The 23,743-nt window shown below is 52.6% G+C and carries 22 protein-coding genes and 3 tRNA genes; 4 read left to right on the top strand and 21 right to left on the bottom strand.

Annotated features, from left to right (window positions below):
- Positions 1-8: 8 nt before the first annotated feature.
- The 7 genes from DWZ54_RS00910 to DWZ54_RS00880 all read right to left on the bottom strand — a co-directional run bounded on the left by DWZ54_RS00910 (position 9) and on the right by DWZ54_RS00880 (position 3,799).
- A complete protein-coding gene (locus DWZ54_RS00910; RefSeq protein ID WP_118015557.1) occupies positions 9-314 on the bottom strand; it encodes a hypothetical protein in 306 nt (101 codons plus the stop codon).
- Positions 315-348: 34 nt separating this feature from the next.
- Positions 349-2,025, bottom strand: coding sequence for a glutamine--tRNA ligase/YqeY domain fusion protein (locus tag DWZ54_RS00905; RefSeq protein ID WP_118474111.1), 1,677 nt, complete (start codon positions 2,023-2,025; stop codon positions 349-351).
- 51 nt (positions 2,026-2,076) lie between these two features.
- A complete protein-coding gene (locus tag DWZ54_RS00900) occupies positions 2,077-2,874 on the bottom strand; it encodes an HD domain-containing protein (protein WP_118474110.1) in 798 nt (265 codons plus the stop codon).
- A gap of 85 nt (positions 2,875-2,959) precedes the next feature.
- Positions 2,960-3,502 (bottom strand): transcription repressor NadR, encoded by a 543-nt coding sequence (locus tag DWZ54_RS00895; RefSeq protein ID WP_118474109.1) that lies wholly within the window; start codon positions 3,500-3,502, stop codon positions 2,960-2,962.
- A gap of 65 nt (positions 3,503-3,567) precedes the next feature.
- Positions 3,568-3,643: transfer RNA gene (locus DWZ54_RS00890), tRNA-Val, on the bottom strand.
- A gap of 3 nt (positions 3,644-3,646) precedes the next feature.
- Positions 3,647-3,721: transfer RNA gene (locus DWZ54_RS00885), tRNA-Glu, on the bottom strand.
- A 2-nt stretch (positions 3,722-3,723) separates the two neighbouring features.
- Positions 3,724-3,799: transfer RNA gene (locus DWZ54_RS00880), tRNA-Asn, on the bottom strand.
- Positions 3,800-3,976: 177 nt separating this feature from the next.
- On the opposite strand from DWZ54_RS00880, the gene DWZ54_RS00875 reads away from it, so the two are divergent.
- The 4 genes from DWZ54_RS00875 to DWZ54_RS00860 all read left to right on the top strand — a co-directional run bounded on the left by DWZ54_RS00875 (position 3,977) and on the right by DWZ54_RS00860 (position 6,722).
- Entirely contained in the window at positions 3,977-5,014 is a 1,038-nt protein-coding gene (locus DWZ54_RS00875) for an IS1595-like element ISSag10 family transposase (protein WP_002837184.1), read from the top strand.
- A gap of 23 nt (positions 5,015-5,037) precedes the next feature.
- Positions 5,038-5,532 (top strand): lincosamide nucleotidyltransferase Lnu(C), encoded by a 495-nt coding sequence (lnu(C), locus tag DWZ54_RS00870; protein ID WP_019543803.1) that lies wholly within the window; start codon positions 5,038-5,040, stop codon positions 5,530-5,532.
- Positions 5,533-5,696: 164 nt separating this feature from the next.
- Complete coding sequence (locus DWZ54_RS00865; protein ID WP_118474108.1) at positions 5,697-6,386, top strand: AzlC family ABC transporter permease; 690 nt, start codon at positions 5,697-5,699, stop codon at positions 6,384-6,386.
- Positions 6,387-6,389: 3 nt separating this feature from the next.
- Complete coding sequence (locus DWZ54_RS00860; RefSeq protein WP_118474107.1) at positions 6,390-6,722, top strand: branched-chain amino acid transporter permease; 333 nt, start codon at positions 6,390-6,392, stop codon at positions 6,720-6,722.
- Between the two features lie 76 nt (positions 6,723-6,798).
- On the opposite strand, the gene DWZ54_RS00855 is transcribed toward DWZ54_RS00860, so the two are convergent.
- From DWZ54_RS00855 to DWZ54_RS00790, 14 genes are all read right to left on the bottom strand, one after another.
- On the bottom strand, positions 6,799-8,292 hold the full coding sequence (locus DWZ54_RS00855; protein ID WP_118474106.1) for a UxaA family hydrolase: 1,494 nt from the start codon (positions 8,290-8,292) through the stop codon (positions 6,799-6,801).
- 1 nt (position 8,293) lies between these two features.
- Positions 8,294-9,757, bottom strand: a complete 1,464-nt coding sequence (locus tag DWZ54_RS00850; RefSeq protein ID WP_118474105.1) for a tagaturonate reductase — start codon at positions 9,755-9,757, stop codon at positions 8,294-8,296.
- Between the two features lie 23 nt (positions 9,758-9,780).
- Positions 9,781-10,812 (bottom strand): zinc-binding alcohol dehydrogenase family protein, encoded by a 1,032-nt coding sequence (locus DWZ54_RS00845; RefSeq protein ID WP_118474104.1) that lies wholly within the window; start codon positions 10,810-10,812, stop codon positions 9,781-9,783.
- Between the two features lie 55 nt (positions 10,813-10,867).
- Positions 10,868-12,706, bottom strand: coding sequence for a sigma 54-interacting transcriptional regulator (locus DWZ54_RS00840; RefSeq protein WP_118474103.1), 1,839 nt, complete (start codon positions 12,704-12,706; stop codon positions 10,868-10,870).
- Between the two features lie 33 nt (positions 12,707-12,739).
- The gene (locus DWZ54_RS00835) at positions 12,740-14,029 is read right to left on the bottom strand and encodes a TRAP transporter large permease (protein ID WP_118474102.1); all 1,290 of its coding nucleotides are present in this window, start codon (positions 14,027-14,029) and stop codon (positions 12,740-12,742) included.
- On the bottom strand, positions 14,029-14,517 hold the full coding sequence (locus DWZ54_RS00830; RefSeq protein WP_118474101.1) for a TRAP transporter small permease: 489 nt from the start codon (positions 14,515-14,517) through the stop codon (positions 14,029-14,031). The genes DWZ54_RS00835 and DWZ54_RS00830 overlap by 1 nt, the downstream gene beginning before the upstream one ends.
- Positions 14,518-14,615: 98 nt before the next feature.
- Positions 14,616-15,635 (bottom strand): C4-dicarboxylate TRAP transporter substrate-binding protein, encoded by a 1,020-nt coding sequence (locus DWZ54_RS00825; RefSeq protein ID WP_118474100.1) that lies wholly within the window; start codon positions 15,633-15,635, stop codon positions 14,616-14,618.
- Positions 15,636-16,009: 374 nt separating this feature from the next.
- Positions 16,010-16,654, bottom strand: coding sequence for a bifunctional 2-keto-4-hydroxyglutarate aldolase/2-keto-3-deoxy-6-phosphogluconate aldolase (locus DWZ54_RS00820; RefSeq protein ID WP_118474099.1), 645 nt, complete (start codon positions 16,652-16,654; stop codon positions 16,010-16,012).
- On the bottom strand, positions 16,654-17,613 hold the full coding sequence (locus DWZ54_RS00815; protein WP_118474098.1) for a sugar kinase: 960 nt from the start codon (positions 17,611-17,613) through the stop codon (positions 16,654-16,656). The genes DWZ54_RS00820 and DWZ54_RS00815 overlap by 1 nt, the downstream gene beginning before the upstream one ends.
- Before the next feature lie 148 nt (positions 17,614-17,761).
- Positions 17,762-18,259: a DUF523 domain-containing protein gene (locus DWZ54_RS00810; protein ID WP_118015584.1), complete on the bottom strand. Its 498-nt coding sequence runs from the start codon at positions 18,257-18,259 to the stop codon at positions 17,762-17,764.
- 74 nt (positions 18,260-18,333) lie between these two features.
- Positions 18,334-19,737: an NADPH-dependent glutamate synthase gene (gene gltA / locus DWZ54_RS00805; RefSeq protein ID WP_118474097.1), complete on the bottom strand. Its 1,404-nt coding sequence runs from the start codon at positions 19,735-19,737 to the stop codon at positions 18,334-18,336.
- Position 19,738: 1 nt separating this feature from the next.
- Positions 19,739-20,581, bottom strand: coding sequence for a sulfide/dihydroorotate dehydrogenase-like FAD/NAD-binding protein (locus tag DWZ54_RS00800; RefSeq protein WP_118015543.1), 843 nt, complete (start codon positions 20,579-20,581; stop codon positions 19,739-19,741).
- A 518-nt stretch (positions 20,582-21,099) separates the two neighbouring features.
- Positions 21,100-21,843, bottom strand: a complete 744-nt coding sequence (locus DWZ54_RS00795) for a methylenetetrahydrofolate reductase (RefSeq protein WP_118474096.1) — start codon at positions 21,841-21,843, stop codon at positions 21,100-21,102.
- A 179-nt stretch (positions 21,844-22,022) separates the two neighbouring features.
- On the bottom strand, positions 22,023-23,690 hold the full coding sequence (locus tag DWZ54_RS00790) for a formate--tetrahydrofolate ligase (RefSeq protein WP_118474095.1): 1,668 nt from the start codon (positions 23,688-23,690) through the stop codon (positions 22,023-22,025).
- Positions 23,691-23,743 lie beyond the last annotated feature (53 nt).

Raw genomic sequence — 23,743 nt, 5'->3', positions numbered from 1 at the left:
CTTCTCTCTTACTGCTTATACTTCGGTGTCAGGACGATGCTTTCCCCATCGCGCTTAATCTTGAACGTATACGACTTGACGCCGGCACGGAAGAGCTCCATCTTGAGCTGCAGCAGCGCGCGTCCCAGTTCATCCGTGAGCTGCGGCGTAAAGCCGGCGCGGGTAAGTTCAGCCGGAACCGGCTGCTCGGCCTCCTGCTGACGCTTCTTCTTCGCCGTCTGCTCCGCACGCACGAAATGATCTTCGATGGACATGTCCTCCACGTAATCCTTGAACATATCCTTATCCGTCAAGTTCTTTGGTATTTTCGTCATCTTCAGCCCCTCTTTTCTCTGAATCCTCTCAGCCTCACTTGGCGCTGACCTTTGCCCAGCTGTCGCGCAGGCCGACGACACGGTTGAACACAAGGTGATCCGGCGTCGTATCGGGGTCAACCACAAAGTAGCCAACGCGCAGGAACTGATAGTGCGTTCCCGCCGCCGTGAGCTTGACCGAAGGCTCTACCAGGGCATGATCGATGACCTGCAGCGAGTCCTTGTTGAGCGCAGCAATGAAATCCTTCGGCACATTGCCGTTTTCATCCGTCTCGATGAGGTAATCATAGAGGCGTACCTCGGCGTCGAGAGCCGTCTTCTCAGCCACCCAGTGAATCGTGCCCTTGATCTTGCGGCTGGCTGTCCTGCCGCCCGTCTTGGATTCAAGATCCGCCGTGCAGCGAAGCTCCGTGATATTGCCCTGCCCATCCTTTACGACTTCCTCGCATTTGATGATGTAGGCATGCTTGAGACGTACCTCTCCGCCCGGCTTCAGGCGGAAGTATTTCTTGGGCGGCTCCTCCATGAAGTCTTCCTGCTCGATGTAGATCGTGCGGGAGAACGGCACGAAGCGGTGGCCGCCGTGCACGGGGTTGTTGTCCGCCAGCAGCCATTCTTCCTTGTCTTCCGGATAGTTCGTGATGACGACCTTCAGCGGGTGCAGCACAGCCATGACGCGGTCGGCATTCTCGTTGAGATCCGCACGGACCTCGTGCTCAAGCATTGCGACGTCGACGATGCTGTCGGCCTTGGCGACGCCGATCTCCCTGCAGAAGTTGCGGATGGAAGCCGGCGTGTAGCCGCGGCGGCGCAAGCCCGAGATGGTCGGCATGCGCGGATCGTCCCAGCCGCACACATAGCCCTCTTCGACGAGCTGGCGCAGCTTGCGCTTGCTCGTGACCGTGTTCGTGAGGTTCAGGCGGGCAAATTCGATCTGGCGCGGACGCGCATTCGGATCAAAGCCGAGAGAATCGAGCAGCCAGTCATAGAACGGACGATGCTCCTCAAACTCCAGCGTGCAGACGGAATGCGTGATGCCCTCGATGGCATCGGAGAGCGGATGCGCGAAATCGTACATCGGATAGATGCACCACTTGTCGCCCGTGCGATGATGATGCGCATGGGCAATGCGGTAGATGACCGTATCGCGCATGACGAGATTCGGCGAAGCCATGTCAATCTTGGCGCGCAGGACTTTTTCGCCGTCGGCGAATTCACCGGCCTTCATGCGCGCAAAGAGATCGAGGTTTTCCTCGACGCTGCGGTTGCGGTACGGGCTCTCCTTGCCCGGCTCCGTCAGCGTACCGCGATACGCCTTGATCTCCTCAGCCGAAAGATCGTCGACATAAGCCAGGCCCTTCTTGATGAGTGTTACAGCAAAATCATAGAGCTTGTCAAAGTAGTCCGATGCGTAGAATTTGCGGTTGCCCCAGCTGAAGCCGAGCCAGCGGATATCCTCCTGGATGGAATCAACGTATTCCGTATCTTCCTTCGTCGGATTCGTATCATCAAAACGCAGGTTGCAAAGGCCGTGATTGTACTCGGCAAGGCCGAAATTCAAGCAAATGGATTTGGCATGGCCGATGTGAAGATAGCCATTCGGTTCGGGTGGGAAACGCGTATGGATGCCTTCCGTATACTTGCCATTCTTGAGATCTTCCTCGATCATGTTCTGGATGAAGTTGGAAGCCATGGTGATCTTTTCTGCCATCTGATATCTCTCCTCGTCTCTCTATTCCTGTCCAAACGTCCAGCCAGGAACTCAGATTCCCGCTGAATCCTCTTCTTTACATCGTTTCTCCACATACGTGCGCAGGCGTGCCACGCCCTCTTCCATGCCCGGCTGATCCGGCAGGTACCTGATGATGCGTTCAATGTAGCCCCGCTTGACGATTTCCCGCAGCGTCCAGCTGAAATAAATGTCGTAGACCCAGAGCAGACGCACGAGCTTGCGGTCGCCATGCGTGCGCAGCTTGCGGTAATCCGCCTGCCGTCCAGCCTTGAAATCCTCGATGAAATCCGGGCTGACAAGCTGACTGGCATCAGATGCGATGAACTTCGGCGCCTTTTCCGCACCATCCGGCGTCAAGAACGGCGACAGGACACGATAAATATCGAGCTTATCGGCATCGCGGATGATCTGGGCAAAGACAAGATGACGCCGGTCCGCCACCGGGCCGATTTCCTTTTTATTGTGGCGTGAAATCGCGAACCGCACGAGCTCCTCATCCTCGGGGAGCAACTTCTTCATGAAGTCAAGCTCCGACAAGACCTTCAGCCCAAGATCCGCGTGATCTTCTGATTCGGCATCATTGAAGGTCTTGTAGAGGCTGTACTGGCGAAAGCGCCCCACATCATGAAAAAGGCCCATGATTTCCGCCAGGGCAACATCATGCGGAGAAAGGTGCAGATGTTTTGCCAGGGCGATGGCATGGGCGGTCACGTACCCCGTATGGATTTCCTTGATGCGGATTCCCTGCATCACTTCTTCGTCATCGGTATGGAACGATTTCATATAGGCATCCATCCAGGCATGCATTTCTTTGAGCAATTCCTGCATCGTATGTTCCTTCCCTTCCAGGCAATCGTCACCTCGTGACTAATGCTTACATTATACTACGAACCATGTTTTGACGCAATTCCATCTATTTGCCGCCGCTGTGCTTCACCTCGTCCTCCACAAGGATACCAAGGTTCCGCAAATCATCACGGATGGCCGCCAGAGTCTCCTCGTCGGGGATGCGGACGGTATGCATGTGGATGCCGCCCGTCACGACCAGCAGCGGATTGGCCTGGCACTTCTTCATCTTCGTCAGGAAGCGGCGGATATCGCGGCGGCTCTCGAGCAGGAGATCGCCGCGGATTGCCCCGTAAACAGGATGTTCGACGATGACATCGAGCACGGCACCGCCATTGTCGACAATGGCCTGGAGTTCCGGCTCCATACCGGCCGCATCGTGACGGCAGACAAGCGTCGCCAGCATCGCAGCCCCCTCACCGGACTCCGGCAAGATATACCCGCGCGGCGTGGCAAAGATCTGTGCGCCCTGCGCCCGCAGGATGCTGATATCGCCGACAATGATCTGGCGGCTGACCTCAAGTTCCCGGGCCAGCTTGGTCCCGGTCAGCGGCTGCTTTGCTTTTCTGAGCCGTGCCAAGAGCAGGCGGCGCCGTTCTTCCGTATGCACGAATACCACTCCCCCATAAACCAGCAAAACAAAAAAGCTGCCTCACGGCAGCTATGCGTACAAAATGGTGGGCGATAACAGGATCGAACTGCTGACATCTTGCTTGTAAGGCAAGCGCTCCCCCAGCTGAGCTAATCGCCCGAATGGTGACGCCAATGGGATTCGACCCCATGAACCCGCCGTGAAAGGGCGGTGTCTTAACCGCTTGACGATGGCGCCATTGGGTCCTCGAGCGGGGGTCGAACCTGCGACAGCCTGATTAACAGTCAGGTGCTCTACCGGCTGAGCTATCGAGGAATATCAGATACTCGCGTATCGACTTGTATTATTATACTGGATAATCGAGAGGATTGCAAGCCTTTTTTTCCAGGAATATGATATAATAAGGCTCTGTCACAACAAATGGTTGATTTTTGACGAGAAATAGCGTATAATAATAGTAAGAAACAGTACCACCGAAGGAGGTAATTGGATATGCCTACTATCAAAGACGCATTAGATATTATCGGTAAGTTGACTGTCGCAGAGCAGGAAAGCCTTAAAACAATGCTTTTAAGTCCTGCCTTTGTAAAGTCTTTGAATATTGAAGATTTCGTAGCAAAGGAACGCTTTGCAAATGGTCGTGTATGCCCTCTTTGTGGCTGTATCCATGTGGTTCGCAATGGTCATCGTAAAGATGGCACACAGCGATATGTATGTAAGGATTGTGGCAAGTCCTTCGTGATTGCTACGAACTCCATTGTGTCTGGTACAAGAAAAGACTTGTCCGTGTGGGAGCAGTACATTGATTGTATGATGAATGGCTTATCCATTCGTAAGACTGCTGTTGCTTGTGGGATTCACAGAAACACCGCATTCCTTTGGAGACACAAGATTTTGGATGCACTTCAGAATATGGCAGACGATGTTACCCTTGACGGCATTATTGAGGCTGACGAAACTTTTTTCGCCATCTCGTACAAGGGCAATCATAGCAAGAGTAAGACATTTGCTATGCCACGCAAGGCTCATAAGCGTGGTCATTCTACACATATCAGAGGCTTGTCCCAAGAAAAGGTATGTGTTCCTTGTGCGGTTAATAGGAATGGCTTGTCTATCTCCAAGATTACGAATACTGGTAGAGTTTCTACAAGAGATTTACATCATATTTATGATGGTAGGATTAAGACCAATTCCACTCTTGTTACGGACAAGATGAACTCCTATGTGAGATTTACAAATGCCAATGGCATTGACCTTGTGCAGTTAAAGACTGGCAAAGCCAAGAAAGGCATTTATAATATCCAACATATCAATAGCTACCATAGCCAGCTAAAGAGGTTTATGCGTGGCTTTAACGGTGTTTCTACCAAGTATCTGAACAACTATCTTGTGTGGAATAACCTTGTAAATTACGCCAAAGAAAGCGACATGGAGAAAAGGAACATCTTCTTAACTTTTGTTTTGGCAACATTGAAAACTGCTAAATGCAGAGATTTATCAAACAGACCAGCAGTTCCTCTGGTCGCCTAATTAGAATTTGTGGAGATGATAAGATGGTCAATATAACAGATGTAAAACAGATTCTTCAATTTGCAATAGATGCGGAGATTAAAGTCTTTCTTGATGGTGGATGGGGTGTAGATGCTCTTCTTGGATATCAGTCAAGAGCCCATAATGATATTGACATTTTTGTAGAAAAGAACGATTATCAGAACTTTATAGAAATAATGAAAGCTAATGGCTTTTATGAGATTAAGATGGAATATACAACATTGAACCATACTGTATGGGAAGATTTGAAAAACAGAATTATTGATTTGCATTGTTTTGAATATACGGACGAAGGTGAAATTCTTTATGATGGGGATTGTTTTCCGGTAGAAACTTTTTCGGGTAAAGGAAGAATTGAGGAAATAGAGGTTTCCTGTATTGAACCATATAGTCAAGTAATGTTCCATCTGGGATACGAGTTTGATGAAAATGATGCACATGATGTGAAGTTATTGTGTGAGACACTTCATATCGAAATTCCAAATGAGTATAGATAACTGCAAATAACAGTTTGTAGGGGAGTTCTGATACTCCCCTATAAAAATGGCTATTTATCAACTGTTTGTTGTGACATAGCCTATAATAAAAAGGATTTTCGCCGCTTGCTGCCGCCGCCCGGCTGGCAGCGTATGTTTCAACTGCCAAAAAGGAGTGAGACGCTATGAAATGGGCTGCCCTGCGCGCTGCCTTCCCCCACACGATCCCCATCTTTGCCGGCTTCTGGTTCCTGGGGCTCGCCTACGGCATCTACGCCAATGTATCCGGCTTCTCGTTCCTCTATCCGATGATCATGAGCATCGTCATCTTCGGCGGGTCGCTTGAATTCGTCACCATCACGATGCTGCTCTCACCCTTTGCCCCGCTGCAGGCCTTTCTCATGGCCATCCTCATCCAGGCGCGCCACCTCTTCTACGGCATTGCCATGCTTGACCGTTTCAAGGATACGGGCTGGAAAAAATATTATCTGATTTACGGCATGTGCGATGAAACGTTTTCCATTAATTTTGCCACAAAAGTGCCGGACGGCATCGACCGCGGCTGGTTCATGTTCTTCGTCACACTGCTCAACGAATTCTACTGGGTCAGCGGCGCGACCATCGGAGGCCTCATGGGCTCCCTGCTGACGTTCGATACGCAGGGCATCTCCTTCGTCATGACGGCGATGTTCGTCGTCATCTTCCTCGAGCAGTACGAACGCGAACATTCCCATATCACCGCCTGGGTCGGACTCGCCGCCTCCGTCCTCTGCCTGAATCTTTTTGGCAGCCAGGCCTTCATCATTCCCTCGATGATCGTCATCCTCGCCATACTTACCCTTATACGTGGGCCACTTGAAAGGAAGGGGATCTAAACTATGACACTGACTGAACAAGTCATCACCATCGCTGCCTGTGCCATCGGCACGATGCTCACGCGTTACCTTCCCTTCCTGGTCTTTTCGTCCAGGAAGCCCACGCCCGATTACATCCAATATCTCGGCCGCGCCCTGCCCTGCGCCATCTTCGCCATGCTCGTCGTCTACTGCCTCAAGGATGTCACCATCACCGCAGGCAGCCACGGCCTCCCGGAAGCCATCGCCATTGCCGTCACAATCCTCCTGCACAAGGCCCTGCACCAGATGCTGCTCTCAATTGCCGGCGGCACCATCTGTTACATGCTGCTGAGCCAGTATCTCTTCACGCATTGATGCACATGCGCTTCTTCAAAAGACAAGCCCGCAGCAAAAGTCCCATGCTGCGGGCTTGTTCAGTAAATACAAGAAATCAAAGCGTCACACCATCTTTGAAGATGGCCAGTTCATGCTTGTCCAGGGCCTCGGATTTCGTATGGCACGTTCCTGAAGCCACAGTTAAAATGAATTGCAGGAATTCCTCGGACAAAGCTTCCATGCTCTCGCCGCTCAGGAGTCTGCCGGCATTGAAATCAATCCAGTCCGCTTTAAACGAGGCCAGACGGCTGTTGCTTGCAATCTTGAGCGTGGGGACCGGACAGGAAAACGGCGTGCCGCGTCCTGTCGTAAAAAGCACCATCTGCGCACCGGAAGCAGCCAGCGCATTCGAAGAAACAAGATCATTTCCGGGTGCCTGTAAAAGCGACAGGCCCTTTTCTTTTACGGATTCGCCATAAAGCAGCACATCCTCCACGGGAGCGATGCCGCCTTTTTGTACACAGCCCAGAGATTTATCCTCCAGAGTCGTGATGCCGCCCGCCTTATTGCCCGGTGACGGATTCTCATTGATTTTCTCGCCGTGCTTCTGAAAATACGTCTTGAACCCATTGATGAGATGTACGGTTTTCTGGAACACCGCTTCATTTCTGCAGCGGTTCATCAGCAAGGTCTCCGCACCGAACATTTCCGGCACTTCGGTCAGCAGGGCAGTGCCGCCCGCTGCCGTAACACGATTGACAACGGACCCGACCAAAGGATTGGCCGTCAAACCGGAAAATCCATCGGAACCGCCGCATTTTACGCCGATGCACAATTTCGCCAACGGTTGCGTCGTCCGTTTTGTTTCAGCCGCATGAGCCGCCAATTCCTTTACCAGGCGCACGCCTTCTTCTACTTCGTCTTCTGCGTCCTGACAGATAAGGAATTTTATTCCAGCTTCGTCCACACCGGTAAGCAGCTGGCGCATTGCGTCCATCTTGTTGTTTTCACAACCGAGCCCCAAAAGCAATACGCCCCCCGCGTTGGGATTATGTGCCAGTCCTGCCAGAAACTTCTGTGTATAGCGCAAATCATCGCCCAGCTGCGAACAACCGTAAGGATGGCTGTAGGCGTAAATCCCATCCACATGCGGACCGGCAAAGGCCTGAGCCCGCCTCTCAATCTCCCGAGCTATCGCATTGACACAGCCGACAGTCGGGATAATCCATACTTCATTGCGGATTCCGACACGGCCATCACGGCGTTCATAGCCCTGAAAGGTATGAACACGGTCCTCTGTCGGCTGCCATACCGGTGCCTTCTGCGGTTCATAGCGATACTCCAGCAAATCTCCCAACTTGCTTTTGACATTGTGCGTGTGCATCCACTCGCCCGGCTGAACCGCCACGGTCGCCTGTCCGATGGGAAAACCGTACTTGATGACGTCCTCACCTGCTGCTATTGGCACAATAGCCATTTTATGACCAGCGGGGATATCTTGTCGCACCATGATGTTTTTCCCGGCTGCCGTAACCGTCTCACCTTGTTTCAAGGCAGAAACGGCCACTGCCACATTATCCGCAGGATGAATCCTGATCAGCTGTTCCATCTCATTCCTCTTTTCCCAAAGATTCAATGTAAGCTTTTGCACCATATGTCCGGATCTGCCGGAAGTGATCCTGCACGGCTGCCGCAAAGCCCGGAATGGCCGTGAGGTCCTCCCCCCACCAGTCTGCGGATTTCAGGATATGATCGACATATTCTGCATCCGGCAGGGCTGCCCAGGCGGCAATATGCTCCAGCTTATCCGCATCATCATGGATCTCATACACCTGTTCACCGCGATGACCAATCAGGCAGCCATCGCCCCGCTCCGTCGCATGATAAAAGGCCAAGAGTGCCGCCATGGAATACGTGAGCCATTTCGGCAGCTTTCCTGTGGCAGCCAGACTGTCTTTCAACGTGGGCAGGACCCGCGTACGCCACTTGGAAATGGAATTCAGGGCGATGGACAGCAGAGCATGATGAACGAAAGGATTCTCAAAGCGCTCAAAGACAGCATCGGCAAATGCCTTTGCCTTCTCCTGCGGCAGATGGACAGTCGGCACGATCTCCCCGTAGACAGACTGGTTCAGCTGGCGGCGTATGAAAGGATCCTTCATGCAGTCACCAACATAATCAAACCCTGCCAGATAAGCTCCCAGAACCATGGACGTATGCGCACCATTCAGGATCCGGACCTTCTGTTCCTTGAATTTGGCGATATCCGCCGTAAATTCTACCGGGAAATCCGGTGCATTGAGCGGCAGTTTGTCTTTAAGCTGCGGGTCCCCGATTACCCAGAGCGCAAATGGCTCACACTGAGTCATGAGCGCATCGTGATAACCCAGTTCTTCCTCATAGGCAGCGGCCTCTGACTTCGGATAGCCCGCCACAATACGGTCGACCAGAGTATCCGCAAATGTGCAGGCAGTATCCAGCCAGGACGAAAAGCCCGATTCGAGCTGCCAGTGCTCCGCATATTTCTTTACGCAGGCTTTGAGCGCAGCACCATTGTGATCAATGAGTTCCACCGGCAGCATGATGAGCCCTTTATTGGCTGCACCATGGAAATACTGGTAGCGCGCAAACAGGAATTTCGTCAGTTTTCCCGGAAAAGACTGCGGCGGCGCATCTTCAAACCGGTCCGCCTCACGAAAGACAATGCCGGCCTCCGTCGTATTGGAGATAACAAATTCCAGCGTATCAAGTTTGGCCAGCTGCATATAGGCCTTCTCATCTTCATGAGCGGCAATGATGCGTTCCAGGCAGGTGACGACCCGGTTCTCCTTGTACGGCTTGCCAGCCCGCTGACCGCGCAGACAGACGGTATAAAGATTGTCCTGCGTCAGGAAACGCGCATTCACCTGTTTTGCCCGCGGCATGACCACGGCTACGCCGGCATCAAAGCCCTGCTCCTCATTGGCACGGTCGATTGCATAATCGACAAAGGCACGCAGGAAATTTCCTTCACCGAACTGCAGCACCTTGATGGGATGCTCTGACCGATGGTAAATATCTTGGATATTCTTCATTCTCGACTCTCCCCTGACAGGATTCATTCCGGATCCGCAAAATGAATGACGACTTTGAGCATCTTCGAGGCATTTTCGGAGAAATCGCGGAAGGCCTTGGCGGCATCCGCCATCTCATAAACATTGGTCACGACTTTCTCGACATCTGCTTTACCAGCTTTCACCAGATCGATGAGGTCCAGGAAATCCTGCTTCAAAGCATTGCGGGAACCGAAGACATTCAATTCTTTTTTCTGCAGAAGCGTAAAATCAAAGTCCGCATTCTTCTTGCCGACGCCAATCTGGACAAAACGTCCGCCATAGGCTGCCGCATCAATGCAGCTGAGGAAGGTAGACGGAAGGCCGACTGCCTCAATGGTCACATCAAAGCCTTTGCCTGCCGTGATTTCCTGTACGGCCTGCTTGAAGTGCTCCGGACTGTCATTCAGGATCGTGCCGGCGAGATCAAAGCTCTTCTTTGCATAAGCCAGCTTCTCCGGTGCGATATCCGCGATATAGACTTCTGCACCAGCTGCTTTTGCGGAAGCAGCGGCCAGAACGCCAATCGTGCCCGCGCCGACAACCAGGACTTTCTCACCCGGCTTGATGTGCGCGCGCCCGGCGCCATGGTAACTGATGCAGAACGGCTCGATGAGTGCCAGCTGTTTCGGCGAAAGGCCCTTGCCGTCATAGATTCTCTCAATCGGCATCGTGATGTATTCCATGAATGCACCATCACGCTGCGCGCCCATCGTCTCGTTGTGTTCGCAGCAGTTCAGGAGTCCGCGCTCGCAGGAATAGCACTTCCCGCAGTTAAAATACGGATTGCAGGTAACAATCATGCCCTTCTTGAGCCCACGGTCATTTTCTCCGATTTCCATGATCTGCGCCGAAAATTCATGACCCGGGATACGCGGATAAGAAGCATAGGCAAACGTACCGCGATACGTTCCCAGATCACTGCCGCAAATGCCTCCATATAGGATTTTCAAAAGCGCCTCACCTTTTTTCGGCACGGGCTTTTCCGTCTCAAAAATTTCCACTTCTCCAGGCTGATTGATACGAATTGCTTTCATGAAAAATCCTCCTCTTATCTTCACCCTTGCGGGTGAATCAGTAAAAATGGACAGTCTAAACTTCACGACGGCATTTACGCCAAAGTGTCACACGGCTGATTCCCAATTTCGCACACGTTTCCTCTGGCGTATACTGCTCCAGCATGCGGTCGATAACCGCAATCTCAATTTCTTTGAGTGACAATCCCAAAGGAATTTCTATCGTATTCTCGTTATTGCTCATACGGCTTCCATCCATCAGTTCATCCAGATGGATGCAGCTGCCGTAACCGTCAGCATAGCAGGCAAAAACTTCTGCCATATTGCGCAGCTCGCGTATATTGCCCGGCCATGCGTAATTCATCAGGCGATTTTTTAATCTTTTATCAAACCAGGAAGAAAATTCTATCTTGGGCGCAAATTGATGAAAATAATACTGCATGAGCATCATGATATCTTCTCTGCGCTCGCGCAACGGCGGTATGTTGATTTTCAGCACATTGACGCGATAATAAAGATCCTCACGGAAATTTCCTTCATCTACCATATCACGCAGATTCTTATTCGTAGCACATATCACGCGGATATCAAGCGGGATGATCTTATCATCCCCGACGCGCATGATTTCATGCTCCTGCAGGACACGCAGGAGGCGTCCCTGTATATTCAGGGGGAGTTCGGCAATCTCATCCAGGAATATCGTGCCACCATCTGCCAGTTCAAAGAGCCCTTTCTTGCCGGAGCGTCTGGCACCGGTAAATGCACCTTCCACGTAACCAAACAATTCACTTTCAATCAGATTGGGCGGTATGGATGCACAGTTGACCGAAACAAACGGCTTGTGGCTTCTCTGGCTGACATTGTGAATGCTCTGTGCCATACCTTCCTTGCCCGTTCCCGTCTCTCCTGTAATCAGTACATTTGCCTCCGTCTGTGCGAATTTCTCGGCTAAAGCGAGCAATTTCTTGACCCGGGGCGAAACGGTCAATATGTCTGAAAAATGCTTTTTGGCATAAAGGCCTTTTTGATACATCGAAGTGCGTATCTTCTGTTCTGATTTGGCTATGCTGCCAGTTTCATGAAAAACGAGCACGGTATTCTCATGCTGATCCCTCATACCTATGGGAATCATGCGGAAAAGAGCTGTATTTTCGCCAATGGTAATCAGCTGCTCTCCAGTGTAGTCCTTGATATATGGTTCCATTTGCTTCGGCAGATTACGCAGGATATTCCCCTGAAACAAGCGATTGGCTTCCTCGTTGAAAAAGAGCGGATGCTTGTTTTCATCCAGGACCGCAATCCCCTCCTGGATATTTTGCACAACGGCCTGCAGCTGCTCCAGCTGCAACGCTTCCTTTTTCTTGGCATCCCGGATTTTCACCGCATCGTTGATGGCCTTCTCAATGGAGGATTCGCTGGAATCCACATACGAATTGAGCATGCCATTTTCTTCTGCTACACGGATGGCATAGCGGCAGCCGGCAATCCCATCCACCGTCTTGCCAATGACCAGGCTCCTGACCGTTGCCTCAATTTCCTCATAGGTCCGGCACGGACGCACGAAAATATCCGTATCCGCCAGAGAAAAATTCTGCGGTATATCAAAAAGGATATTGTCGCGCATGACAATGGCAATGCGATGACAATCCTTACTGCTCAGGTAAGCAACAGCCGTGAGAATGTCATTGAAGGACGTCGTGACCTCGACTACCGTTTTTCCCGGGATTTTCTTGATCTCCTCAGCCACGCCACCGCGGCTGATGATTACGAGCGCTTCCGGATGCGATTCTATCTCCGCACACGCCGATTTGTCATCGGTTACCAGAACGGGTATGGAAAGGCCTTTCCTGCGAATGATTTTTCTTGCCTTGCGTCCGACCTCTTCAGTCGGCGCAGCAAATAGAATGAGTGACATATGCTTCCTCCTGCAACGATTGAATCAATTGCTTTAATTATATAGCAAATTGATTACGCCCGTACTGAATACAGGGAAAATCGTCAAGAGAAGCAGGCATACAAGGAGCAGGAGGTAAAATGGCACGGCTTCACGAATAAAGGCACTCATCTTACACTTGGTAACACCGCAGGTAACAAACATCAGCGTGCCCATTGGCGGCGAGAGAGCGCCAATTGCCAGGTTAAAGATGAACATGATGGCAAACTGGTACTCATTGATGCCAAAATGCGTTGCAATAGGAGCAAGCAGCGGTACGAGGATGATCATGGCAGCATTGCCTTCCAGGAACATACCGACAAAAAGCAGGAAAATGTTAACGACCAGGAGGAACATCCCAGGGCTCTGCAGGAATGTAATCATCATCTGTGCGAGTTCCTGCGGGATACGCTCTTTCGTCAAGATCCAAGCAAAAGTAGATGCAGCACCAATGATAATCATGATGGAAGCCGACGTCGTGATCGTTTCTTTAATGCCCGTCACGATATCCGCCATGCGCATCTCCCGGTAAACGAGGCCAAGGAACAGGGAATACACAATGGCAACAGCACCGGCTTCGGTCGGCGTGAAAAGACCGATGCGGATGCCGCCGATGATGATGATTGGCAGGCAGAGCGGCAGGAAAGCTGCCTTTAAAGCGCTCCAGAATTCACCTGCCGTCGCATGATGTTCGCGCATTGGCTTGTACCCGCGCTTGTGCGAAATCACAGATACGAGCATCATCATGGCCACGCAGAGCAGCAGGCCCGGTCCAATGCCGCCCATAAAGAGCTTGCCGATGGACAGATTGCCGATGGAACCGTAAATAATCATGGCAATTCCCGGCGGGATGAGCGGCGTGATAATGGCGGAAGTAGCTGTGACAACTGAAGAGAACTCCAGGGAGAAGCCGCGTTTCTGCATCTCCGGAACAATCATTTTCGCTTCCATCGCTGCATCGGCAAGGTTCGACCCCGAAAGTCCGCCCATCAGGGTACTGAGGAGAATGGCCACCTGTGCAAGACCGCCGCTGAAGGTTCCCAGCAGGACTTCACAGAAATTCATGATGCGTTTGGTAACGCCTGTATAGTTCATGAAGACGCCGGCACAGACAAAAAACGGGATGGCCAGCAACGGAATGCTTTCTGTTCCTGCAATGACGCGCTGCACAAAAATCTGTCCAGGAATATTCGGTGAGAGCAGGAAATACATGACGCCGCCGGAAAGAACAGAAAGGAAAACCGGTACTTTCAAGAACAAAAGGACCAACAGCACAATGGTTGAGATTGCAATACTGCTTTCCATCAGTCACGCACCTCCTTGAATTTTTTGATAATCACGCGCGTATAGTTATACATCATCAGGATACAGCCGATTGGCACTACCAGATAGATAATTGAATTGGGAATATGAAGGATATTCGTGCTGCGCCCCATCTGCACCATCGAGTAGACAATGACATCACTGTAATAGAAGAAGAACAGCAGAATGCCCATCGAGATGACATAGCCGCCAAGTTCAATCCAATGTCCCACTTTTTTCGGCAGGCGCTCCACCACGATCTCAATGGCCACATGGCTGCCTGTCCGGAAGGCTGCACCGACGCCCAAAAAGGTAATCCAGACAAAGCAGGCCAGCTGGACCTCTTCTTCCCAGGCGAACGGGCTTCCCAGAAAATATCGTGCAAAAACACCGAAAAACGTTACAAATACCAAAACCGTCAGGGCAATTCCTGCAATAAAGAAGTCCAGATTGTTGAGAATGGATCTGCCAAGATTTTTTTGCTCTTCCATAATTTCACCAGTCTCCCTAAAAACATACACAAACATTCAAGAAGCAAGGCGGAAGGACTCCATTTCCTCGGGCCTTCCGCCTGCCATAGACTCAGGGATTATTGCATAGCTGCTTTTACCGTATCATAGAGATTCGGCGACCAGTCTTTGAAATCCGGAAGCGAATAGAATTTCTTGCTTGCAGTACGGAATTCATCAAGTACAGCTTGAGAAGGCTCGACCACCGTTACACCTTCTGCCTTGAATTTCTCCAGGACATCCTGTTCTGCTTTTTTCTGAAGCTCGTTATTGTAGAGGCCGGCTTCTTCGCAGGTGGAAACCAGCATATCCTGCTGTTCCTTGGTCAGGCTGGTCCAGAATTTCTCACCACAGACAAGCGTCGTAAAGTTTTTAACATGACCATCGAGAATCAAATACTTTGCCACTTCCTGGAATTTACCGTTATACAGAACCGGCAGCGGATTTTCTACACCATCAATGGTGCCCTGCTGCAGAGCCGTGTAAACATCACCAAGAGCCATCGGCGTCGGTACGGCACCAAGAACTTCAAAGCCCTTAACCTGGATTTCGTTGTTCGGGACACGGATCTTCATGCCTTTGAGATCAGCCAGAGAATTGACCGGTTTCTTCGTCAAAAGGTGACGATCGCCATAAACCCAGTTCGAAGCAATGATCTTCAGGCCATTGTCTTCCAGCTCTTTGCTTTCCTTTGCATACCAGTCGCTCTTCGTGAGCTTCCAGCACTGATCCCAGTTATCAAACAGGAACGGACCAAAGACGATACCGAAGTCCTTGACGCCACGGTCTGCGTAGAAGGCACCGTCTGCCAGTGTCACAACCGGCTGTCCGGCAATCATCTGGTCAATCAGATCATTTTTATTGCCCAGCTGGCTGGAAGGATATGCTTCAATCTGCATGGTACCATTGCTTTTTTCTTCCAGAAGCTCTTTCCACTTGTTAATGCCCTGATCAAACGGTTCACCCGGATTGTTCTCATAACCAACCTGGATGACGATTTTTCCATCTTTCGTCCCAGCTGCCTGCTGTTGTCCGCCACACCCAGTCAACAGGCATGCTGACAATACCATCGTCGCCAGCGCCAACAAAGTTTTCTTCATGCCAAAGCACTCCTTTCAAAAGACCCTCTTTAGTTGGGGTGATTTGCTTACCCCATTCTTCCTTTTACTCTATTATAATAGCAATATGCATGCCAATTTATTCTGAATACGTAAAATTTTTCCAACACATCTGGGATAAGTTGCTGAATTGTCTTGATTTTTATAGCTTCAAATTGTAACAACAGGATTAAAATTTATTTTTGATTGTTATAAAATTATTCCGATTTTTGAGAGTATACCACTGTTTCCTCGATATTTTTGCTCTATTTATTTCATTATGAAATGCATTATATTGCTTTATGAAATAACACCCGCAAAAAAGAACTGCATTGTGCAGATTCTCTGACAATGCAGTTCTTCTATGAACAGACTTATTATTTTCTTGCTTCGGCTACGGCTTGTACAAAGCGCTGTGCCATGGCCGTCACACCATCGTAATCTCCTGTTTTCGCAGCACCGGTCAGGCTGCTGCCGGCAGATACGGCGATGCAGCCGGCCTTGAGCCAGTCTGCCACGTTATCGACATTGACACCGCCGGAAGGCATCAGAGGAGCCTGCGGCAGCGGCCCGTGGATATCCTTGATCATCTTGGGCCCGACAATGTCACCGGGGAACACCTTGACGATATCCGCACCCGCTTTCAGAGCATCAACGGCGCCGCCCGGCGTCATGACCCCCGGGCAGGAAACCACACGGTAAAGATTGCAGAGACGCACGGTTTCTTCATCAAAGGCCGGAGAAACGATGAACTTTGCTCCTTCCACCATGGCCAGGCGCGCAGTCGTCGCTTCAAGGACCGTGCCCGCACCAATCACAACCTCGGGATCTGCCTGATATTCTTCGACCAGCGTACGGATGGCTTCCTGTGCTCTCGGCGTTGTGAACGCCAGCTCAATCGCCTTTACGCCGCCTTTGATGCAGGCCTCAGCCGTACGGATGCCGTCTTCCATGTTTTTTCCGCGTACAACGGCAATGATACCCTGTTTCTTTAATTTGGCCATCACTTCAAATTTGTCCATCATGAATCCCTCCTGCTCTGATTTTCTGCCATAAAAGTCTGCAGCTGCATTCTTGTCGGCAGGCCTTCATTATCACCTGGTGACATGACTGCCAGGGCGCCAATGGCAGCTCCACGTTCTGCCGCCCGCGCAAGGCCCTGATGTTCCAGGAGTGCGCTGATAACGCCTACAGCAAAGCCATCACCCGCTCCAACCGTATCCACGACTTTGGCAACATGGAAGCCGGGAGATACGAAAGCCTCCTGACCAGCTTCCTTTACGAGAGAGCCCCTGGCTCCCAACTTAACGATGACGGCTTTAGCACCTTGTGTCAGATAGAAATCTGCAATCTGTTCCGGGTCCGAGGTCCCTGCCAGCTGTTTTCCTTCTGAAATCCCCGGCAAAACGAGATCTGCCTTTGCAGCCATTTTATTGAGCACGCGTACCATCTCCGCCTTATCCGGCCAAAGTGCCGGACGGATATTGGGATCAAACGAAACGTATACGCCCCGTTCTCGTGCCATCTCCATCAAGCGTATGGCCGCTGCGCGGCAGCTTGCAGAAAGAGCCGGCGGGATGCCCGTCATATGTACGTGGCGCACACCTTCCCAGTCAAGCTTCTCCAGGTCTTCCGGTGCAAAATGAGAGAAGGCGGTTCCCTGCCGGAAGTTGACCACTTCCGGGTCACCCGTTTCCACTTTGGCTTTCAGCTGCATCCCCGTCAGGAATGTATCATCCTGCAGGATATACTGCGGATCGATACCGTTGGCCTGCAGAAAGTCAATGATATGCGCACCAAACGGGTCTTTCCCCACGCGCGATACGTAAGCAACCGAATGCTCCAGCCGGGCCAGGCCGACAGAAACATTCACTTCCGCACCACATACATAGCGCGTAAAATGTGTTACGTCCTTCAGCGGCCGTGCTTCTTCCGCCGCCATCAAGCCCATGGGTTCACCAAATGTCAAGACTTCATGCATACACTCACACTCCCCGTATTCACAAATTTGGTTCCTGCTTGTTTAATATGCATAAATCGTGCCATTTTATATACAAAAATGCAGCCATCCATCAGGATGACTGCAAATGCATGAGCGTTACGATACAATTGGTTGACTCTTCACGAAATCAGACGCGGTCGCGGCGCAGATCTTCTGCCAGGAGCGTCTCGAGGCGGCCAACGGTCATGTCCTTTTCGGAATAAACGGTCAGGCCGTGCTTCTGCAGCAGTGCAGCTGCTGCGCCGGCACCTCTGATCTTGCGTCCGCGGAAGGTACCGTCGTAGATATTGTGGACGCCGCAGGAGGGGCTGCCCTCCTTGAGGATGGCCACCCTGGCATGGTACGCCTCTGCGATCTTCAGGAGCTTTCTCGCGCCTGTCAGGAGGTATGCGGTCGTATCCATGCCGTCCTTATCCATGGCCTTTGCCTTTCCAGCCAAGAGTTTCTTGCCGTTGCCGCCCTGGATCTCCATGGGCGGACGCGGCACGGGCAGCATCGCGAAACATTCCGGGCAGACCGCAACGAAGCGCCCGCGCGCATTGTATTTTTGCAAGAGTTCGTTGGCATTATTGCCGCCGTTGTATTTGACATTATGCCCCAGCAGACAGGCACTGACCAGGATCATGATAAACTCCTCTTCTGCCCTGGAATTGCTGGCCTCTGCGGCATCACCCAAGGCCTATTGATGCCGGGAATCCTTCAGGAGCGCTTGCTCTTCAGATATGCATCGATGGCGGCAGCTGCCTTGCGGCCGGCGCCCATCGCGAGGATGACCGTGGCGGCGCCCGTGACGATATCGCCGCCGGCGAATACGCCTTCCTTGGACGTCATGCCCGTTTCTTCATCCGCCATGATATTGCCGCGCTTCGTCGTCTCAAGCCCCTTCGTCGTATGGGCGATGATGGGGTTCGGACCCGTACCGATGGCGATGATGACCGTATCCATCGGCAGCTCAAATTCCGATCCTTCGACCGGCAGCGGGCGGCGGCGTCCCGAGGCATCGGGCTCGCCGAGCTCCATGCGGATACACTTGAGTCCCTTGACCCAACCATTCTCATCGCCGAGGACCTCCACCGGATTCGTCAGCAGCTGGAACTCGATGCCCTCTTCCCTGGCATGCTCGACTTCTTCTGCACGCGCCGGGATCTCGGCGGCGCTGCGGCGGTAAACGATGGTCACCTTCTCCGCGCCGAGGCGCAGGGCCGTGCGGGCTGCATCCATCGCGACGTTGCCGCCGCCCACGACGGCCACGCGCTTACCCACGCGGATTGGCGTCGCATATTCCGGGAATTTATAGGCTTTCATGAGATTGCAGCGCGTCAGGAACTCATTGGCCGAGTACACGCCGTTGAAGTTCTCGCCGGGGATTCCCTGGAAGCGCGGCAGGCCGGCGCCTGTGCCGATGAATACGGCATCAAAACCTTCCTCCTGCATGAGTTCGTCAACCGTGTAGAGGCGGCCAATAACGGAATCCACCTCAATCTTGACGCCGAGCTTCTGGATGTTCTCAATCTCTTTCTTGACCACGGTGTCCTTCGGCAGACGGAATTCCGGGATGCCGTAGGACAGCACGCCGCCCGCCTTGTGCAGGGCCTCGAAGATCGTGACATCGTAACCCTTCTTCGCCAGGTCGCCGGCGCACGAGAGCCCCGAGGGGCCAGCACCGATGATGGCTACCTTCTGCGCATCGGCTGCGCGCGAAACGGGCTGAATGTCGTCTTCCCTGGCCAGCTGGCGGTCGGCGGCGAAGCGCTCGAGACGGCCGATGGCCACAGCTTCGCCACGCTTGGCGAGGATGCAGTGTTTCTCGCACTGATTCTCCTGCGGGCAGACGCGGCCGCAAATGGCCGGCAAGGCATTCGATTCCTTGATGGTCGCAATGGCGCCGTCAAAGTCACGCTCCTTGATCTTGGCGATGAATGTGGGGATATCGATGGAAACCGGGCAGCCCTTGCGGCACTGCGGCACCTTGCAGTGCAGGCAGCGCTCCGCCTCGGCAACAGCCGTCTCCTCATCGTAGCCCAGTGCCACCTCAGAGAAATTATGGGCACGGACCTTGGGATCCTGTACCGGCATCGCGTGTTTCTTCAATGAAAGTGCCATTTCAATCCCTCCCCAGGCCAATACGGCAAACATGATCTTTTTCTTCTGCTTCCAGATCACGGTACATGCGCTGACGACTCATGAGCCCCTTGAAGTCCACGAGATGGCCATCAAACTCCGGCCCGTCGACACAGGCGAACTTCGTCTCGTCGCCCACCGTCACGCGGCAGCCGCCGCACATGCCCGTGCCGTCGACCATGATTGGATTCAGCGAGACGACCGTATGGATGCCGAGATCGCGCGTCGCATCCGCCACGCTCTTCATCATGATGACCGGGCCGATGGCCGTGATCTGCGCAATTTTCTCACCGCGGTCAACGAGTGCCTGCACGGCATTCGTTACAAAGCCCTTGATGCCGTAAGAGCCGTCATCCGTCGTCACGAGCACCTCATCCGTCACGGCCTTCATCTCATCTTCCATGATGAGGATGTCTTTCGTCTTGGCTCCCATGATGGCGATGACCTTGTTGCCCGCTTCCTTCATGGCCCGGGCAATCGGATACGTCGGCGCCACGCCGATGCCGCCGCCGACAACGACCATCGTGCCGTCAAGCTTCTGAATCTCAGACGGGCGTCCGAGCGGTCCGACGAAATCCAGCAGGCTGTCGCCTTCCTTCATGGCCGCGAGTTCCATCGTCGACGCGCCAATGGCCTGGAAGACGATGAGGATTTTCCCGGTTTCCCGGTCGAAATCCGCAATGGTCAGCGGGATGCGCTCGCCTTCTTCATTGACGCGCAGGATGATGAACTGACCCGGTTCGGCTTTCCTGGCCACGCGCGGCGCCTCGATATCCATGGCATACACATGGGGCGACAATTCCTCTTTCCTGAGAATCTTAAACATAATCCACTCTGCTACTTAAAACATAGACAAATATATCTATGTCAAGATGTTTCGCTACAATCTCACGATTTGTAGTTCCTTGTTCATCGTATCCGTCCTCGCCATCAAAAGACAGGCTACTAACGTTTGCGTGATACTCCAAAGGCGTAAATTCCCGACTAGCCATCGGTACACATTGACAGTATCTTATTTGTGATATTCTGCCAATTACATCTAGTAGCTTTCTCCTTTCATAATATTTTGTTTTTGCGTATTGGTTCGCCAACCTTGCTTGGTTCTCGCATTTACCATTGTCCAACGGCTACCATCAGGGTGCTATCCCGTAGTTAGACGGACTGTTTCAACCGCCTCTGGCTTATTTCCAGCCGTTCCGACTGCTGTAAAGTCAGCACAAACTAACTCAATGGATTCTTTGAGTCTTTAGCATATCGCTACACTTTTGTTCATATTTGAGCATCCTTTCAGTTACTTAAGTTTCCTCCTATCACTAGATGATTAAACTACTTGTCACGCCGTCTTCAAGCGAAGACCCCGGCGAGGTAAGCGGCAAGATTCGTCTTGATGGGCATGAGGTAAACATTCGCCTGCTCGCGTTCTGCATACTCCATGACCTCGTGCGCAAAATCCACGCTCCACTCCAACGTCGGCTGGAACGAATGCGGGAAAACAACGTTGTTCTTGCGCTCCCAGTAACTCTGGGAACGCGCGCTCATGACGGGCGAAACACCCCAATAGACCTCAAGTCCCTGCAGCATATCGGCATAGACCGCAAGATAACGCATATCAAAGAACGGCTGCGTGAAGAAGCCGGCTGCCCCCGCCTGGAGCTTGCGCTTGATGCGGTAGAGCTCCTGTGCCATCGATCCGCGGTACTGATCGATGCCGGCATAGACCTTGACCTCCGGCATCTCCTTGCGGAATTTCCAGATGACATCGACGCTATTCGTCGGATAGACTTCATGCATCATGTCCTGCGGAGGATCGCCTTCGATGACGAGCACTTCGCGGATATCGTGCGCCCGCAGGTATTCCTTCATCGAGAGCTCTTCTTCAAGATTGATATCCATCGCCCGGATATGCGGCATGGATGCCGGGAAAAAATCCTTCGCGACGGCCGCCCCCTGCCAGCTCCGCAAGGGAAAGCGCAACAGGTCCGGAATGTTGATGACATCGACTTTTTCTTGATACTGCTGCAGGAGCGCGAGCTCCTGGCGCAACGCTTCTTCGTCACGCGGCACGAGTTCTACCGAGATACGCTTCATACGATTCCTCCACTGCCATCAGACTACCCGATGGATAAAAAATACAACCGTTACATTACCATCATTGTAAAATCTTTTTATCGATTTTGCAAGTATCGAAGCTGCATCTATCATAAATTATATAAATTATAATATAAAATAAAAAATCCCGCTCCGAAGAGCGGGATGTGCTGATGGGATCAGAACAGACCTGTGATCTTGCCGTTGACATCGATGTCCATGTTCTCCGCTGCCGGATGCTTCGGCAGGCCTGGCATCGTCAGGATGTTGCCCGTCAGGGCGACGATAAAGCCGGCGCCGGCGCTGATGCGCAACTCCTTGACCGTGATGCGGAAGCCGGTCGGACGGCCGAGTTTCGTCGCATCATCCGAGAGTGAGTACTGCGTCTTGGCCATGCAGACCGGCATCTTGTCGAAGCCGAGCTCTTCAATCTCCTTGAGCTGCTTCCTGGCCGCCGGCGTGAAATCAACACCGTCGCCGCCGTAGATTTCCTTCGTGATCTTCTCGATCTTCTCGGGGATGCTGTCCTCGACATCGTAGATGAAATGGAAATCATTCGGCTTCTTCGTCGCCTCGATAACCTTGTCGGCAAGCGCGAGGCCGCCTTCGCCGCCCTTGGCCCAGACCTCAGACAGAGCGACTTCAGCACCAAGTTCATTACACTTCTTTTCGACGAAGTCGAGTTCTTCCTTCGTATCCGTCGGGAAGGCGTTGATGGCGACAACTGCCGGCAAGCCGAACTTCTGGATATTCTCGATGTGCTTCGTAAGGTTCGCAATACCCTTCTCGAGTGCAGTCATGTCGACCTTGCCGAGTTCCTTCTTGTCGAGGCCGCCGTGCATCTTGAGCGCACGCACCGTCGCGACGATGACGACGGCATCCGGCTTGAGGCCGGCGAAACGGCATTTGATGTCGAGGAATTTCTCGGCGCCGAGGTCTGCACCGAAGCCGGCTTCCGTGATGACGTAATCCGCAAATTTCAAGGCAAACTTCGTCGCCATGACGCTGTTGCAGCCATGGGCGATATTCGCAAACGGGCCGCCGTGGATGAAAGCCGGCGTGCCCTCGAGCGTCTGCACGAGGTTCGGCTTGATGGCGTCCTTGAAGAGCAGCGTCAAGGCACCCGTTACATTCAGCTCTTTGGCGCGGATGGCGCGGCCATCACGGCTGTAGCCGATGACGATCTCGCCGAGGCGCTGCTTCATGTCCTCGAGATCCTTCGCGAGGCAGAGAATGGCCATCATCTCGGAAGCTACCGTGATGTCAAAGCCCGTCTCGCGCGGTGTGCCATGAGCCTTGCCGCCGAGGCCGATGACGACGTGGCGCAGCGCACGGTCATTGAGGTCGAGCACGCGCTTCCAGGTGATGCGGCGCACGTCGATATCAAGGGCATTGCCCTGCTGGATGTGATTGTCGATGACAGCGGCGAGCAGATTGTGCGCCGTCGTAATAGCGTGGAAGTCTCCCGTGAAATGCAGGTTGATATCCTCCATCGGCACGACCTGCGCATAGCCGCCGCCGGCAGCACCGCCCTTGAGGCCGAAGCACGGTCCGAGCGAAGGCTCGCGCAGCGCGACGGCCGTCTTCTTGCCCTGGCGGTGGAACGCATCGGCAAGGCCGACACTCGTCGTCGTCTTGCCCTCACCTGCCGGCGTCGGATTGATGGCCGTCACGAGAATGAGCTTGCCATTCGGCTGGTCCTTGACGCGGTCCCAAGCGGAAAGGGCCACTTTTGCCTTGTACTTGCCATAAAGCTCGAGTTCGTCATCCGAAATCCCCAGTTTTGCTGCGATTTCCTGGATGGGGCGCATCTTCGCTTCCTGTGCGATTTCAACATCGGTTTTCATTTCTGTACCTCCTGCACATTGTAAGGGAAACACTTTGCCGCTCCTGCGGCTCT

This window comes from Mitsuokella sp. AF33-22 (assembly GCF_003475755.1).
Lineage (GTDB): Bacteria > Bacillota > Negativicutes > Selenomonadales > Selenomonadaceae > Mitsuokella.
Note: the sequence above shows the minus strand (reverse complement) of the source record. Positions and strands in the feature narration are given on the sequence as shown.